Consider the following 15976-nt stretch of genomic DNA (forward strand, 5'->3'; position numbering starts at 1 on the left):
CTGCTGAGATGCGGACCGTTCGTCCTGATTGACAGCCTCACGGACACCATGTCAGCGTTGAAGCGCTTCACCTGATCAGACTCAAGGGGTTGTGCCGCGTGAGTTCCTCCTCCCTGCCCGCCACCGAGCGGCTGCCGTTCCACGACTCCGGCCTGGACGTGCGCAAGCGCGTCGATGACCTGCTCGACCGGCTCACGCTCGACGAGCGGATCGCGATGCTGCACCAGCACGCGCCGGCCGTACCGAGGCTGGGCGTCGGCGCCTTCCGCACCGGCTCCGAGGCGTTGCACGGCGTGTCGTGGCTCGGCGTCGCCACGGCGTTCCCGCAGGCGGTGGGCCTGGGCGCGACCTGGGACGAGGACCTGGTGCGCCGGGTGGCGGAGGCGACCTCGGTCGAGCTGCGCGCCTTCCACCGGCACCGCCCGCCGGCCGACGGGGACGCCCCGACCAGCCTCCAGGCGTGGGCGCCGGTGGTGAACCTGCTGCGCGACCCGCGCTGGGGGCGCAACGAGGAGGGCTACTCCGAGGACCCGGTGCACACCGCACGGCTGGCCGAGGCGTTCTGCCGGGGCATGGCGGGCGACGACCCCCGGTTCCTGCGCGCCGCGCCCGTGCTCAAGCACTTCCTGGCCTACAACAACGAGGACGACCGCTGCACGACCTCCTCCGGCGTGCGACCGCGCGTGCTGCACGAGTACGACCTGGCGGCGTTCCGGCCCGTGGTGGCCTCCGGCGCGGCGACCGGCGCGATGGCCGCCTACAACCTGGTCAACGGCCGCCCGTGCCACGTCAGCCCGCTGATCGAGGACGAGCTGCGCCGCTGGGCCGAACCGACCGGGCACGAGCTGTTCGTGGTCAGCGACGCGGAGGCGCCGTCGAACCTGGTCGACCTGGAGCACTACTTCGACGACCACGTGGAGTCGCACGCCGCCGCGCTCAAGGCGGGCATCGACAGCTTCACCGACCACGGCCTGGACAGCGACACCCCGGTCGGGCGGCTGCGGGAGGCGCTGGACCGCGGCCTGATCACCGAGGCCGACGTCGACCGCGCGGTGCGCAGGCAGTTGGCGCTGCGGTTCCGCCTCGGCGAGTTCGACCCGGACCTCGACCCGTACGCCTCGATCGGTCCCGACGTGATCGACCACCCGGACCACCGGGCGCTCGCCGCCCGCGCGGCCACCGAGTCCGTGGTGCTGCTCAAGAACGACGGGCTGCTGCCGCTGGACCGGGCCGCGTCGCCCCGCGTCGCGGTCATCGGCCCGCTCGCCGACGTGCTGCACGAGGACTGGTACAGCGGCACGATGCCGTACCGGGTCACCGTCGCCGCCGGGCTGGCCGAGGCGGTCGGCGAGGTGGTCCGGGTGTCGGGCGAGGACCGCGTCGAGCTGCGTTCCCGCACCACCGGCCGGCTGCTCGGGGACACCGCCTTCGACGTCACCGACTGGGGCGACGACGTGGTGACCCTGCGGTCCGCCGACACCGGCCGCCACCTCGGCGCCAGGCACGGCTCGCTGGTCGTCGAGGAAGAACGCGTCAAGAGCTGGGACGTGCACGAGACGTTCGTGCTGGAGCCCGTCGCGGACGACGACGGCGCGGTGCTCCTGCGCAACGTCCTGACCGGCCGTTACGCGGCGGTCGACCAGGCCGACGGCCGGGTGGTCGTCACCGCCGGGACGCCCGGGGCCGCCGAGCGCTGGTCGCGGGAGGTCGTGCGCGACGGCGCGCAGGAGGCCCGTGCCGCGGCGGCCGCCGCCGACGTCGCGATCGTCGTGCTGGGCAACCACCCGCTCATCAACGGCCGCGAGACCCAGGACCGCACCGGCACCTCGCTGCCCGCCGCGCAGGAGGCGCTGCTGCGCGCCGTCGCCGAGGTCCGGCCGGCCACCGCCCTGGTGGTGACGAGCAGCTACCCCTACGCCCTGGACTGGGCCGACGAGCACCTGCCCGCCGTGGTGTGGACGTCCCACGGCGGGCAGGAGACAGGTCACGCGCTCGCCGCCGTGCTGCTCGGCGACGCCGAGCCCGCCGGCCGGCTGCCGCAGAGCTGGTACCGGGGCGACGACGACCTGCCCCACCCGCTCGACTACGACGTCATCAAGGCGGGGTGGACCTACCAGTACCACCGGACCGCGCCGCTGTACCCGTTCGGCCACGGGCTGTCCTACACCGACTTCGCCTACCGCGACCTGCGCCTGTCGTCGGAGGTCGTGCCGCAGGACGGGGCGCTCGACGTCTCGGTGACGGTGGCGAACACCGGCGCGCGGCCGGGCAGCGACGTGGTCCAGGTCTACGCCCGGGCGACGGCCGCCCGCTACGAGGCGCCCAGGCTGCGCCTCGTCGACTTCCGCAAGGTCCGCGTCGACGCGGGGGACAGCGAGGCGCTGACCTTCCGGCTGCCCGTCGACCGGCTCGCCCACTGGGACGTCGACCGCGGTGCGTTCACCGTCGACCCGGGTGACTACGAGATCGTCGTCGCCCGGTCCGCCGGGGACCACGTCCTGGTCGCGCGGCTCACCGTCACCGGCGAGGACCCCGCGCCCCGCGCTGTGCTCGACCGGGACACCCGCGCCGTCGACTTCGACGACTACTCCGGGGTCGTGCTCGTCGACGCGACCCGGGCCACCGGTGACGCGGTCGCCCCGGTCGACCCGGCGCTGCCCGCGACGCTGCTGTTCCGCGCCGCGGACCTGACCGGCGCGGTCGGCGTCGAGGTCGAGGTGGCGCGAGTGGCCGGTTCGGGGCAGGCACGGCTGGAGTTCCACCTGGCCGACCGGTCACTCGGCGTGGTCGACGTGCCGGTGACGGGCGACCGCTACACGTGGACGAGGGCCGCGACGCGGTTGCAGGGGGCGGTGGACGGGGTCCACGACCTGCGGCTGAGCCTGCACGGCGACTTCCGGCTCGCCGGGTTCCGCCTCACCACCTCGCCCCCGGCCGCCGACGGTGGAGCGACCGCGGCAGGACCGGATCCCGCCTGACCTCGATCAGGACACACCGGCCGGCCGCGTGCCGGCCGGCTGGGTGCTGGGTGGCCGCGTGCCGGCCGGCTGGGCGGCGATCGGTCTCGTGCCGGTTGCCTAATCCGGCCGCCGGTCGGGTCGGTGGTGACGAGTCGGGGCGGTCCGCGCGTTCGCGGACCGCCCCGAACCCGGCTGCTAGGCCCGCGCCCACCGCTGGTTGGCGCCGGTGTGGCAGTTCCACAGGATCACCGCGGTGCCGTTGGTCGTGCCGGCGCCGGTGATGTCCAGGCACAGCCCGTTCTGGGCGTTGCTGATCGTGCCGTTGGTGTTGAGGTTCCACTGCTGGTTCGTGCCGCCCTGGCAGTCCCAGATCCGCACCCGTGCGCCCGCGGCGGCGTTGGCGGGCGCGTCCAGGCACTTGCCCAGCACCTGAAGGGCCTTGCCGTTCTGGCTGAACTGCTGGTTCGCGCCGCTGTTGCAGTCCCAGATGATCATCGGGGTGCCGTTGGCCGAGTTCGCCCCGTTGACGTCCAGGCACCGGCCGGCGGCCTCACCGCGCAGGCGGAACGTGGTCGGCGTCGGCGGCTGCTCCCCGGTGAAGAACCGCCACACCTCGTTCTTGACCCAGCTCCTCGCGCCGCTCTCGCAGCCCGCGCACCCGTCCACGGGTCCCTGCTGGTGACCGCCGTCGAACGCGGCCCAGACGACCGGGTACCCGGTGCGGCACCCGGAGTAGGTGGTGCTGATGTGCGTGTTGCTGCCCCGGGCCGGCTCCGGCGGGTTCTGGACCGTGCAGCCGTTGTTGCGCACCCACCTGTCGCGCTGGGCGCGTCCACCGCCGATGTTGTCCGAGAGGCCGTGGATGCCCATGTAGGCGACGGGTGCGGTGCCGCCCGCGCAGCCACTGATCTCACCGGGCGAGGCGATAGCCGCGATGGCGCGGAACACCGTCGGCCGGGAGCACGCGAGCGAGATGCTCATCGCGCCGCCGTAGCTGAAGCCCAGGGCGAACCTCTGCGTCGTGTCCACGCAGAGGTCGTCCTCGATCCGCTTGATCATGTTGTCGACGAAGGTGACGTCCTCGCCGCCGGAGTTGCCCCAGCCGTTGTTGAGGCCCTGGGGCGCGACGAAGATCGCGGTGTTGTTCGCCAGCCGCCGCAGCCCGTAGTGGGCGTAGACGTCACCGTCGCTTCCACCCCCGGCGACCTGGTCCATCGTGCCGCCCAACCAGTGGAAGCCGAAGACCAGCCGGTGCTGACGGGTGTTGTCGTAGTTGTCGGGGACGCTCAGGATGAAGCTGCGCGTCTTGCCGCCGCTCTGGATGGTGTGCGTGCCGCTGCGCAGGGTGGGCGCCTTGCCGCACCCGGGGGTCGCGGCGGCGGCGACGACGTCGGACGAGGTGGGTGCCGGCGCGGCTGCGGGTGCGGCGCCGGCGACGTCGGCGCCCGCGCCGGTCAGCAGGAGCGCTGCGGCGGCGCCGATCAGCGCCCAACGCCGGCGGGGGCGGTTGTCCTTTGACACGTGAGTGCTTCCGTTCTGTCCGGTGTGGCTCGGTGATGGGGCGGTTCGGGCGGTCACCCGCTGCCCTCGGGGGCCGTGTCGGCCGGGATCGCGCCGGAGTCCGGCCCGGACGGCAGGTACACGTGCACGTGCCCCTTGCCGGCGTCGATGCTGATGACGTCGAGCTGGAGCGCGGCGACCGACCAGGTGCGCAGCGCCAACGCGCGTTGCGCGCCGGCCAGGGTCAGCAGGTCCGCCGCCAGCGGCGCGGGAGCGGTGACGGCGGCGGCGAAACCGTCGACGGCGGCGGCGAGCTGCTCGACGGCGGTCCGCATCCCGGTGCGGGCGACGTTGACCCCGTTGCCCGCGGACGGTGTCTCCGCGTACCGCTGCACCTCCGCGGACACGACCTCCCGCCAGCCGCGCACGTCCTCGATCGTGGGCGTCGCGGTGCCCTGCGGGGGAGACGCCCCGGCCATCGCCTGGAGCACCGGGGTCAGACGTTCCCGGCCGCCCTTGGCGAGGTCGATCAACGTCCCGACCTGCTCGACGTCCCGCTGCGCCTCGGCCTGCGTCAGCTCGGCGATCCGCCGCTCCGTCGCGTCCGGCCCCGACGTCCACGAGCCGGTCACGAACGCGACGGCGAATCCGAGCGCGAACGTGGTGACCAGCGCGGTGGCCGACTTCCACGGTGGCCGCGGCGCCGCGGCCCGGGGGAGGGGCTTGCCCGGTCGTGCCCGCCCCACCGACGTGGTCCTGCCCATGACCTTCCTCCTTGCCGTGCGGTGAGAAGGAACCCGGCGGCGGAGGCCCGCGGCGCCGGCGCGTGCCGGTGCCGCGGGCCGCCCGCTCAGGACAGCGTCCACCGCTGGTTGGCGCCGCCGTTGCAGGTCCAGATGATCAGCTGGGTGCCGTCGGCGGAGCTGCCGCCGTTGGCGTCCAGGCACTTGGAGCCGTTGCGGAGCGTGCCGTCGGACTGCGACGACCAGCTCTGCCCGGCGGAACCGTTGCAGGTCCACAGCTGCACCAGCGCGCCGTCGGCGGTGCTGCCGCCGTTGACGGTGAGGCACTTGCCCAGGGCCTGGAGCGTCTGCCCGGTGCGCGTCCACGTCTGGTTCGCGCCGTCGTTGCAGGTCCACAGCTGGACCTTGGCGCCGTCGGTGCTGCTGGCGCCGTTGACGTCGACGCACTTGCCGCCGACGCCCACGATGCGCCCGGTCCCACCGCCGGTGCCCGGTGTGCCGACCCCGTTCCCGCTGAACGTCATGGAGTCGACGTCGAAGGAGCTCGTGCCGGTCCGGAACACCATGAACAGCTCGGTGGTGCCACCGGGGTTGGTGACGTTCACCGGGGACGTGCTCACGTAGTTGTCCCAACCGCCGGTGCTCGGCACCGGGACGGTGGCGATCAGCGCCCCGGTCGGCGAACCGGTCCGGAACTCGATCGACCCACCGCCGCTCGGCGAGGACAGCCGGACGGACACCTGGTTGATGCCGGTGAAGTTGTACGGCGTGAACGAGACCCAGTCGTTGGTGCCGATGTCACCGACCCGGGCGCCGGACTCGGCCCCGGACTGCGACACCACCCGCACACCGGAGGAGCCGGTGAAGTACTCCACCTGCTTGCGCTTGGGTTGCAGCAGGACCTTCCGGCTGCCCTCCAGCGCGGGCACGCCGCTCGTGCCGTTGTCGGTGTACCTGCTCGCCGCCACCCAGAACGAGTTCAGGTTGGCGTGCGCGCTGTCGGTCTCGGCCTTGAACGTGCCCGTGCAGCCGGGGATCGGCGAGAGGTCGTGCCCGTGCTGGTCGTGTCCCAGCGCGGGGGTGGTGGTCACCCTGGAGCAGTCGATCGTGCCGTCCTCGGGGTCGGTGACCGCGACGGTGTACGGGATCGAGTCGCCCCAGCCGAACATGCCGCCGTCCGGGATGCTGAGGTTGACCGTCGGCGCGGTGTTGCCCGAGGTCACGACCACGCTGCCCACGCCGGACTTCCCGCCGGCGTCGGTGACGGTCAGCTTGGCGTTGAACTGGCCCTTGGCGGTGTAGGTGTGCGAGGGGTTGGCCTCGGTGGACGTGCCGCCGTCGCCGAACTCCCACCGGTAGGTCACCGGGCCGCCTTCCGGGTCACCGGAGCCGGCGCTGGAGAAGCGCACCGTCAGCGGTGAGGAACCCGAGGTGGGCGTGGCCGTCGCGGTCGCGACCGGACTGCGGTCACCGCTCTTGTAGTCGATGCGGTAGAGCCCGGAGTCGGGGTTGTCCCGACCGTAGCCGGAACCCCATTCGAGCAGGTACATCGCTCCGTCCGGCCCGAACTTCATGTCCAGCGGCGACTTGAAGCTCAGGTTCGACAGGAAGTCGTTGATCTTCAACAGCTTCCCGTCCTGGCCGACCCGGAACTCCCACATCCGGTTGCGCGACCACTCGCCGAAGAACGGCGTCTGGTCGAAGTAGGCCGGGAACTTGGTGGGGGAGGGGTTGTTCGCGTCGTACTGGTAGATCGGGAACGCGCCCGGCGCCTCGCCGCCCGACGGGCTGCCCATCTCCGGGAACTTGTTGCCGTTCGCGCCGTTGCCGTACCAGACCTCGGCCTTGCGCGCGGCCGGGAGCGTGGTCAGGCCGGTGTTGTTGGGCGAGTTGTTCACCGGCTGGTCGCAGTTGAACTTGGCGCCCGACTGCCCGGTGGCGAAGTTGTAGTCGTTGAACGGGATGTTGTCGCCGATGCAGTACGGCCAGCCGTAGAAGCCGGGCGAGGTGATGACGTTCCACTCCACCGTCCCGCCGGGTCCGCGGTTCGCGTTGTCGTTGGCCGCGTCGGGGCCGTAGTCGGCCGCGTAGATCGTGCCCGACGTCGGGTGCACCGAGAACCGGAACGGGTTGCGGAAGCCCATCGCGTAGATCTCGGGCTTCGTCTTGGCCGTGCCCGGGGCGAACATGTTGCCCGACGGGACGGTGTAGGTCCCGTTGGTCTCCGGGTGGATGCGCAGGATCTTGCCGCGCAGGTCGTTGGTGTTGGCCGCGGTCGCCTGGACGTCGTTGTTCGACCAGCCCGGCCGCTCGTCGATCGGCGCGTAGCCGTCGGAGCGGTGCGGCTGCACGTCGTCGCCGGTGCCGATGTAGAGGTTGCCGTTCGGGCCGAACGCGATGTAGCCGCCGGTGTGGCCCGGTTCCGGCGCCTGCCGCGAGGACGGGACCTTCATCAGGATCCGCTCGCTGGACAGGTCCAGCGAGTCGCCGTTCACGGTGAACCGGGAGACGCGCGCGATGTCCTCGCCGCCGCCCGACGGCGAGTACATCAGGTAGATCCACTTGGTGGTGGCGAAGTTCGGGTCGAGCGCGAGCCCGGTCAGCCCGTCCTCACCGCCCGTGTAGACGCTGAGGGTGGCCGCCGTGACGGTGGTGCGGGTGTCCGGCTTGTGGATCTTCACCTTGCCGCCGTACTCCGCGTAGAACACGCGACCGTCCTTGGCGACGTCCAGCGCGGCCGGCCCGACGGTGTTGTCGTCCAGCGTCACCTTCTCGAAGCTGCTCCACACGGTGGGCCCGCAGTCGGCCTGCACCTTGCCGCCCGCCGACTCCACGCCGCCCTTGATGTGCTCGCGGAACAGCGACTCGGAGTAGCTGGACGCCTGGTGGCCCATGGCGGTGGCCCACAACCGGCCGCCCTCGTAGTTGCGGCACCACGAGATCGGGTGGTCGTAACCCATCCGGCTCGAACCGGGGTCGTACGTCGTCTCGTCGGCGGTCACCAGCACGTGCGCGTTGCCGCGTGCGGAGCGGTTGAAGTTGTACCACTCCTCGGTGCGCGTCCACCGGTCCGGCAGCGCCGCGCCGGAGGGGTGCTTGCGGTCGGCGACCTTGGCGGTGCCGGACACGGTCGCCGAGTGCGCCGTCATGGTCATCCCGAGCACCTGGTCCCACCACGGGAACTGCTGCTCGACGTTCATGTCCGTGGCGTTGTGGATCGCGACGTAGCCGCCGCCGGCGCGCAGGTACTTCTGCGCCGCGGCGCGCTGCGCGTCGTTGTCCCACACCATGCCGGAGGTCTGGAGCATGACGACCACGTCGAACGTGGCGAGGGTGGCGTCGTTGAAGACCGACGAGTCCTCGCTCTTGGTCAGCTCCCAGTTGTTCTGGGCTGCCAGCTGCTCGAACATCGTGATCCCGGCGGGGATCGAGTCGTGCCGGTAGGCGCCGGCCGCGGTCTTGCTGAACAGCAGGACGTGGAACCCTTCGGGGTGTGCGGGCGCAGGCGCGGAAGCCAGGCCCATCATCACCACCACGCAACCTATGATCGAAAACAGGCGCGCGAATCTGTGTCGCATTGCCACTCCTCTGGGGCGCTTGAGGCGACTGACTGGATTACGCGGCGGCGGTGTGCGGAAGTGCGGCGGTACGCGGGAGGTGCGGCGGCCCGGTGGTCGTCACCGGGACCGGTGTGCGGCAGGTGCGGCGGTCCGGTGGGTTGTCACCGGGACCGGTGGGCGGTGTGCGCGTGCTGGTCGAGCCCGGCGCACGAGGGTCCGGCCGGCGTGGCGCACGGCGCCGCACCGGCTCGGGTTCGAAGTCGGTCCGGCCGGCACACCACCAGGTGCCGGCCGCCGTGGGACTCAGGGCGTTTCAGCGGGGGAGTCGAACCCGTCCACACTCGCCGACGGCGATGATCGAGTCCAACGACGAGCTGACATGAGCGCTCCCTCGGTGCGTCGTTGCCCGGGTGCTGGATGTCATACATGTACTCGTGTATCCGCCGCGATTTGTAGCACACATCCGCCGAACGAGTCCAGACGCGCGAGACCGCCACGGCACTCTTCCCGTGGCGGACGAAGGGCCTCTCAGCCGAAGAGTCGGCGCTGGATCTCGCTGCGGTAGTCCTGCAGGGTGTTGTCGATGTGCAGACCGGCGGCGGTGGCGGCGGCTTCGGGGTCGCCGTCGCGGATCGCCTCGTAGATCGCGAGGTGCTCCTCGACCGCTTCCGCCGCGTGCCCGCCCACGGTCCCGTGCAGGCCGATGGTGCTCGACTGGTGCTGCAGGCGGCGGGCCTCGCGCACGGCGGCCACGAGGAACTGGTTGTGCGACGCCTCGGCGACGGCGAGGTGGAAGTCGTCGTCACCGCGCTCGAACAGCGGCAGCTGGTGGGTCAGGTGGCCCTGCCGGCAGGTGTCCGCGGCGGCGGCGATGGCGCGCAGCTCGGCCGGGGTGGCGTGGGTCGCGGCCAGGCGGCTGGCGGCGGTCTCCTGGACGCGGCGGAACTCGAAGAGCATGTAGACGTGGTCGAGGTTGGTCGGCAGGAAGAACCCGCCCCACCGGGAGGAGCCGAGCATGCCCTCGTCGTCGGCCACGTACAGCCCGCGGCCCTTGTGCGCCCGCACCCGCCCGATCGCGGAGAGGATCTTGACGGCTTCCCGCACCACCGTCCGGCTGGTCCCCATCCGCGCGGCCAGCTCGTTCTCGGTCGGCATCCGGTCGCCCGGCCGCAGGTCCAGCTCGGCGATCAGCTGGAGGATCTGCTCGGAGACGAGCTCGTAGCCCGGCCGGTACGGACCGGGCGCCGGGGTGGTGTCCGGTTGCCCCGCGGGGCCGTCCGGCACTAGTGCGCCATCCGTCAACGCCGCTCCTTAGTGACGGGTCGCCTGAAGGGTATGACGGCTCACCGCTGCCCGCCCAGACTACATCCGGGTAGGACGACCAGCGCCGAGCGCGCGCCGCGCCGCATGGCGCCGCGACGTCGCAGGCGTGATCGTACGCGGAGCGAACGATGCCCGGTCGACCGGTCACTGGATAAGCATGCTCATTTTGGTCTCGACGGTGATGGTGTCGAGACCACCGCCACCGTCGAAACCGATTAGTTTTCGCGTGTAACGCCTGGTCACAAGGCGTAGCGAGCGACGTCGCCGCCGCACCGGCCCACGCGGCGATGGATAGGACTCACTCCTTGAGGTGAAGGGTGGACCGCACTCCGTTGCTCACCGGGGCCCGCCCGCCAGGTAGGGGATGGTCTGGGGACCTTCCGGCAGGACGCACACGCGGGCGCCGGGACCGGCGTCGGCGAGGGCCCGGGCCACGGTGGCCGAGATGTCCCCGGTCTGCTCCAGGTGGGCCGCGGCGAGGTCGGCGTCGCTCAGGTACGAGGTGCGCATGACCACCCGGCTGGTGGACTGGATGCGGGCCTGGATCTGCACCTGCCACTGGTCCGGGACGGTGTCCACGCGCGCGCTGATGTCCTCGAACAACGCCTTGGGCGACGGGGCGGACGCGAGGACCTGCCGGTAGGAGCCGTGGTCGGGGAAGCCGTCCCGGCACTCCGCCGCGCACACGATCGTCCCGCCGGGGCGCACCACCTGGTGCGCCGCCGACATGCCCTTGACGGCCTGGTAGAGGTTCTGGTCCAGCGGGAAGCCGGAGTTCGTGGTGACGACCACGTCGAACGGCGCGTCCACGGGCCGCATCGCCATCCGCTTCGCCACGGCGGTGGCGGCGGCGTGCATCGGCGCCAGGTCGCCGCCGAACGCCGCGACGACGTCCTTGTCCCGGTTCAGGACCACGTCCAGCGCGAAGGTGACCCCGGTGGCCGCGGCGATCGCCCGGACGTCGTCGTGTACCGGGTTGCCGCGGGTGATGCCCCACGTGGCGCGCGGGTCGCCGATGCGGGCCGCGTCGTGCAGGACCAGCACGGTCTCCAGCGCGGCGAGCCCCGGCGCGACCAGCTTCGGGCCGCCGGAGAAGCCCGCGAAGAAGTGCGGCTCCACGAAACCGGTGGTGATGCGGACGTCCGCGTCGACCCACTCGCGGTTCAGCCACACCGGCACGCCGTTGCCGTGCGTGCCGACCCACGTCAACCGGTCGCGGTCGCGCGCGTCGTGGTTGACGATCCGCACGGAGTCGACCACCTCGTCGCCGAACATCCGCCGCAGCTCGTCCTCGTCGTTGCCGCGGTGCGTCCCGGTCGCGACCAGGATCACCACGTCCTCGAGGCGCACGACCCCGTCGAGCTCGGCGAGGATGGCGGGGATCATCAGCCGGCGCGGCTGCGGCCGGGTGCCGTCGCACGCCGAGATCGCGACCGTCTGGCCGGGGCGCACGCGGTCGCGCAGCGGCGGCCCGGCGACGGGGGAGCGCAGCGCCGCGCGCAGGACGCCGACCTGGTCGGCGGCGGCGTCGTGGTGCACGGGCTGGACCACGGTGGTGGCCGCCGGGTCGAGGTCGATGTCGAGCCCGGACTCCCCGTAGGCGAGGCGCACCTTCACAGTCGTTCCCCCGGCAGTCGGTAGACGCGCGCGGCCGTGCCGCCGAAGACCTCGTCGCGCTCGGCGGCGGAGAGCCCGGCGGTCAGGCCCTCGGCCGCCGCCACGGCCTCTTCGTAGGAGCCCGCGAGCAGGCAGACCGGCCAGTCGGAGCCGAACATCACCCGCGACGGGCCGAACGCGTCCAGCGCCACGTCGGCGTACGGGCGCAGGTCGGCCACGGTCCACCCGACGGGGTCGGCCTCGGTGATCATGCCCGACAACTTACAGGTGACGTTCGGCTCGGCGGCGAGCTCGCGCAGGTGCGACGCCCAGGGTTCGAGCTCGCCGGAGGCGATCGGGGGTTTCGACAGGTGGTCCAGCACGAACGTCGCCCCGGGCAGCGCGCGCACGGTCTCGATCGCCGCCGGCAGCTGGTGCACGAGGGTGAGCAGGTCGTAGGCCAGGCCCGCCGCCTCGACCGCGCGCAGGCCGCGCCGGACGTCCGGCCGGGTCAACCAGCGGGGGTCCGACTCGCCCTGCACCAGGTGCCGCACGCCGACCAGCAGCTCGCCGCCGGGACCCGCGCGCAGGGCGGCCAGCACGTCGTCGACGCCGGGGTCGGTGAGGTCGACCCACCCGACGACACCGGCCACGAGGCCCTTGCCCTCGTCGGCGGCCAGGGCCAGGAAGTCGGCGGTCTCCTCGACCTCGGGGACGACCTGGACCAGGATCGTCCGGTCGACCTCCGCCACCGCCGCGACGGCCGACAGGTCGTCCAGGGCGAAGTCGCGGCGGATCGGGGCGAGGTCCGCGCCGTCCAGCCAGTCGTGGGCGCGCGGGCTCGGTCCCGTCCGGTCCGGCGGGCCGGGCAGGAGCCGCCAGACGTGGTGGTGCGCGTCGATCCGGGTCATGTCGTCTCCACCTCGGTCGGCAGTTCTTCGGCCGCATCGCGGTCCGGCGGGGCCCGGGCGGGGCGAAGGCTAGCAAGACGTCCCACGTCACCGGACCGCGCCACGGCCGCCACCGGGAACGATGACGGCCGTGGCACGTGGGTCCGCGGCGTCAGGCCCGCTGGAGCAGGAAGCGCTGGTTCGGGTTGCCGGTGAGGGTCCACTGCGAGATGCGCGCGCCGTCGGCCGTCGAGGCGGACCACACGTCCAGCGCGAGGCCGCTCAGCTGGTTGACCACGCTGACCACGCCGCCGCCGTGGTCGACCAGCCGCCACAGCTGGTTCGACGTGCCCGCATCACGCTGCTGGGTGATGTCGGTGCCGGTGGCGGTGCCCGCGACCTGGAGCACCAGCCCGCTGTGCCGGGCCCGGATGCGGTAGTGGTCGCCGGAGGGCAGGAAGTCGAACTGCTGGTTGAGGCCGCTGGTGGCCGACCACTGGACCAGCGCGGCGCCGGCGGCGGTCGAGGCGCCGTTGACGTCGGCCCGCTTCGAGCTGTGCTGCGCCACGAGGTGGTAGTTCACCCCGGGCACGACCAGCGCCGGCTGCCCCTGCGCGGTCACGCGGTAGGTGTGCCGCGCCTGCCCGGTGAACCGGATCAGGTCGGCTTCCGGCCGCTCCGGCTGGACCACGGCGCCGCTGGTCACGTCCCGCAGCTCGTAGGTCCCGGTGAACACCCGGCCGCGGACCTTGACCGCGCCGTCGCGGTCGGGGGTGATGGTGAGCTCCCTGGCCGAACCGCCGCTCCAGGTGGCGCCCACCGTGTAACCGCCCCGGCCGCGCAGGCCGTCCACCTTGCCGGCCGGCCAGGCGGACGGCAGCGCGGGCAGCAGGTGCAGCTCGCCGTTGTGGCTGTGCAGCAGCATCTCCGCGATGCCCGAGGTCGCGCCGAAGTTGCCGTCGATCTGGAACGGCGGGTGCAGGTCGAACATGTTGGGCGCGAGCCTCGCCGGCGTCACCAGGTAGCGGATCAGGTCGTGCGCCCGGCCGCCCTCCTCCATCCGCGCCCAGTAGTTGATCTTCCAGGCGAGCGACCAGCCGGTGCCGTCGTCGCCCCGCAGCTGCAGGGTCCGGCGGGCGGCCTCGAACAGCTGGGGCGTGCCGCGCTTGGTGATCTGGTTGCTGGGGTGCAGGCCGTACAGGTGGGAGACGTGCCGGTGGTTCGGCTCGGTCTCCACCCAGTCGTAGAGCCACTCCATGATGTTGCCGCGCGAGCCGACCCGCGTCGGGGCGAGTCGTTGGCTCGTCGCGCGCACCCGCGTCCGGAAGTCGTCGTCCACGCCCAGCACCTCCGAGGCGCGGGCGCAGCCCTCGAACAGGTCGCGCAGGATCTGCATGTCCATCGTGGGGCCGGCGGCCACGCTGGCGTTCGGGTGGTGCGGCAGCTCCGGGGAGTTCGAGGGGTTCGTGACCAGCCACTTCAACGTCGGTTCCTCGACCAGGGTGTCGAGGAAGAACTGGGCGGCGCCCTTCATCGCGGGGTAGTACGTCCGCAGGAACGCCACGTCGCCGGTGTACTGGTAGTGGTCCCAGATCATGGTGGCGAGCCACGCGCCGCCGGTCTGCCACATGCCCCAGAGGGCCCCGTCCACGACCGAGGAGCCCCGCCAGCCGTCGGTGTTGTGGTGGGTGACCCAACCACCGGCGCCGTACTGCGCGCGGGCGGTGCGGGCGCCGGTCACGGTCAGGTCGGCGATCATCCGGAACACCGGCTCGTAGCACTCGGCGAGGTTCGTCGAGTCGGTCGGCCAGTAGTTCATCGGCAGGTTGGCGTTGAGGGTGTACTTCGAGTCCCACGACGGCGTCAGCTGGTCGTTCCAGATCCCCTGGAGGTTCGCGGGCTGGGTGCCCGGCCGCGATGACGAGATCATCAGGTACCGGCCGTACTGGAAGAGCAGGGCGGAGAACTGCGGGTCGCTCGTGGAGTTGTGCTGGGAGATCCGGACGTCGGTCGGCTGGTCCGCCGCCGCGGTCCGGCCGACGTCGAGGGTGACGCGCCCGAACAACTGCTGGTAGTCGGCCACGTGCCGGCTGCGCAGCACGTCGTACGCCGTGCCCTGCGCGCCGTTGAGGCGCCCGCGGGCGATGCCCTGGTAGTCGCCGCCCACGTTGCGGTAGTCGACGTAGCTGGTGCCGATCGAGATCAGCAGGGTGACGCTGTCGGCGTTGGTCACCCGCAGCGTGCCGCCGGAGCTGCTGGTGCTCCCTCCCGAGGCGATCGCCTTGGCCAGCGCGAGGAACCGGACGGCGCCGGTGATGCCCCGGTGGTCGCCGGAGCGGCCGTCCAGCCCGATCGTCGTGCCGTCCGGGCTCGACGCCGTCGCCCGCTGCGGGGTGCTGAACGACGCGGTGAACGAGACCGACCCGGGTGTCTCGGCCGTCAGGCGCACCGCGATCACCTGGTCGGGGGCGCTGGCGATCACCTCACGCCGGTACCGCACGTTGTTCGCCACGTAGGTCACGACGGTCGTCGCGGTGGTCAGGTCGAGCCACCGCTGGTAGCCGGACACCCCGTTCGGGGTGGGGAAGGTGAGCCTGAGGTCGCCCACGGTCTGGTAGGCCAGCTGGGCGGCCGGGCTGCCCAGCATCGCCTGGTCGATGAGGGACTGCGCCTGCGACCACTGGTTGGCGAACACCAGGCGCCTGATCTCCGCCAGGGCCGCCGCGCCCCGCGTGTTGGTGTAGTCGTGGGGACCGCCGGCCCACACCGTGTCCTCGTTGAGCTGCAACCGCTCCGTGTCGACGTTGCCGAAGACCATCGCCCCGAGGCGGCCGTTGCCGATCGGCAACGCGCGCAGCCACTCCGTGCCGGCCTGCCGGTCGTACCACAGCGCCAGGTCGTCGACCGCGCGCACCTCCGGCGGTGCGGCCGAGTCGGCCCGGGCCACCGCCGTCCAACCGCCCGGCACCAGTACGGCGCCGGCGCTCACCGCGCCGAGCTTCATGAGTCGCCTACGGGGCAAATCCGACATGCTGGACCCTCCAAAGCGGACGGTGGTGGACCGGGAGCGGGACGCGACTGTCCTCAGTGGCTGGTGGACCGGCGGATCGGGTCGCGACGTCCACAGCTCAACCGAAGCCCTCGGGCAACGTAGCCACCGCCGAACGTCGCCGTCAATGCCGGGCGAACGATCGGTGTTAGCGATAACACGAGCTAACGGGCCCGTTGATCCGGGTTCGTCGGCATTCGCCGGAACGTGCTGCGGTAATCGGAAAGCACGGGCGAGGTCCGGTCAGCTAAACGGTTAGCGCTAACAATTTTAGCAACGCGGAACGTTGACGCCCCGGGTCGGCGGTGGTTACGGTGCGGAAGGCTCCGGTGAGACCCGCGGTTCGGCTCGAGGT

The 15976-nt window shown here is 72.1% G+C and carries 8 protein-coding genes; 1 reads left to right on the forward strand and 7 read right to left on the reverse strand.

What is annotated here, in order from left to right; all coding sequences use genetic code 11:
* The first annotated feature begins 98 nt into the window (after positions 1-98).
* Positions 99-2978: a glycoside hydrolase family 3 protein gene (locus EDD40_RS37750; RefSeq protein ID WP_211348333.1), complete on the forward strand. Its 2880-nt coding sequence runs from the start codon at positions 99-101 to the stop codon at positions 2976-2978.
* Between the two features lie 177 nt (positions 2979-3155).
* Here the strand turns inward: EDD40_RS37750 and EDD40_RS37755 are convergent, their stop codons facing one another.
* The 7 genes from EDD40_RS37755 to EDD40_RS37785 all read right to left on the reverse strand — a co-directional run bounded on the left by EDD40_RS37755 (position 3156) and on the right by EDD40_RS37785 (position 15603).
* Positions 3156-4481 (reverse strand): ricin-type beta-trefoil lectin domain protein, encoded by a 1326-nt coding sequence (locus EDD40_RS37755; RefSeq protein WP_246038184.1) that lies wholly within the window; start codon positions 4479-4481, stop codon positions 3156-3158.
* Positions 4482-4534: 53 nt separating this feature from the next.
* Positions 4535-5224, reverse strand: a complete 690-nt coding sequence (locus tag EDD40_RS37760) for a hypothetical protein (RefSeq protein WP_123747118.1) — start codon at positions 5222-5224, stop codon at positions 4535-4537.
* Positions 5225-5310: 86 nt separating this feature from the next.
* Positions 5311-8730, reverse strand: a complete 3420-nt coding sequence (locus EDD40_RS37765) for a ThuA domain-containing protein (protein ID WP_246038388.1) — start codon at positions 8728-8730, stop codon at positions 5311-5313.
* A gap of 561 nt (positions 8731-9291) precedes the next feature.
* A complete protein-coding gene (locus EDD40_RS37770; protein ID WP_246038185.1) occupies positions 9292-10065 on the reverse strand; it encodes a FadR/GntR family transcriptional regulator in 774 nt (257 codons plus the stop codon).
* 357 nt (positions 10066-10422) lie between these two features.
* Positions 10423-11703 carry a nickel-dependent lactate racemase gene (gene larA, locus EDD40_RS37775; protein WP_123747121.1) on the reverse strand — a complete coding sequence of 427 codons (1281 nt, stop codon included), beginning with the start codon at positions 11701-11703 and terminating at the stop codon, positions 10423-10425.
* A complete protein-coding gene (locus EDD40_RS37780) occupies positions 11700-12593 on the reverse strand; it encodes an amidohydrolase family protein (RefSeq protein ID WP_123747122.1) in 894 nt (297 codons plus the stop codon). The genes larA and EDD40_RS37780 overlap by 4 nt, the downstream gene beginning before the upstream one ends.
* Before the next feature lie 151 nt (positions 12594-12744).
* Entirely contained in the window at positions 12745-15603 is a 2859-nt protein-coding gene (locus EDD40_RS37785) for a glycosyl hydrolase family 95 catalytic domain-containing protein (protein ID WP_123747123.1), read from the reverse strand.
* Positions 15604-15976: the final 373 nt, after the last annotated feature.

The organism is Saccharothrix texasensis (genome assembly GCF_003752005.1).
In the GTDB taxonomy this organism is placed as follows: Bacteria; Actinomycetota; Actinomycetes; order Mycobacteriales; family Pseudonocardiaceae; genus Actinosynnema; species Actinosynnema texasense.

Bases quoted from the DNA above. Each gene is read 5' to 3' on its own strand.
- EDD40_RS37760 (WP_123747118.1), bottom strand. From the start codon at position 5,224: ATGGGCAGGACCACGTCGGTGGGGCGGGCACGACCGGGCAAGCCCCTC.
- EDD40_RS37765 (WP_246038388.1), bottom strand. From the start codon at position 8,730: ATGATGGGCCTGGCTTCCGCGCCTGCGCCCGCACACCCCGAAGGGTTC.
- EDD40_RS37780 (WP_123747122.1), bottom strand. From the start codon at position 12,593: ATGACCCGGATCGACGCGCACCACCACGTCTGGCGGCTCCTGCCCGGC.
- EDD40_RS37785 (WP_123747123.1), bottom strand. From the start codon at position 15,603: ATGTCGGATTTGCCCCGTAGGCGACTCATGAAGCTCGGCGCGGTGAGC.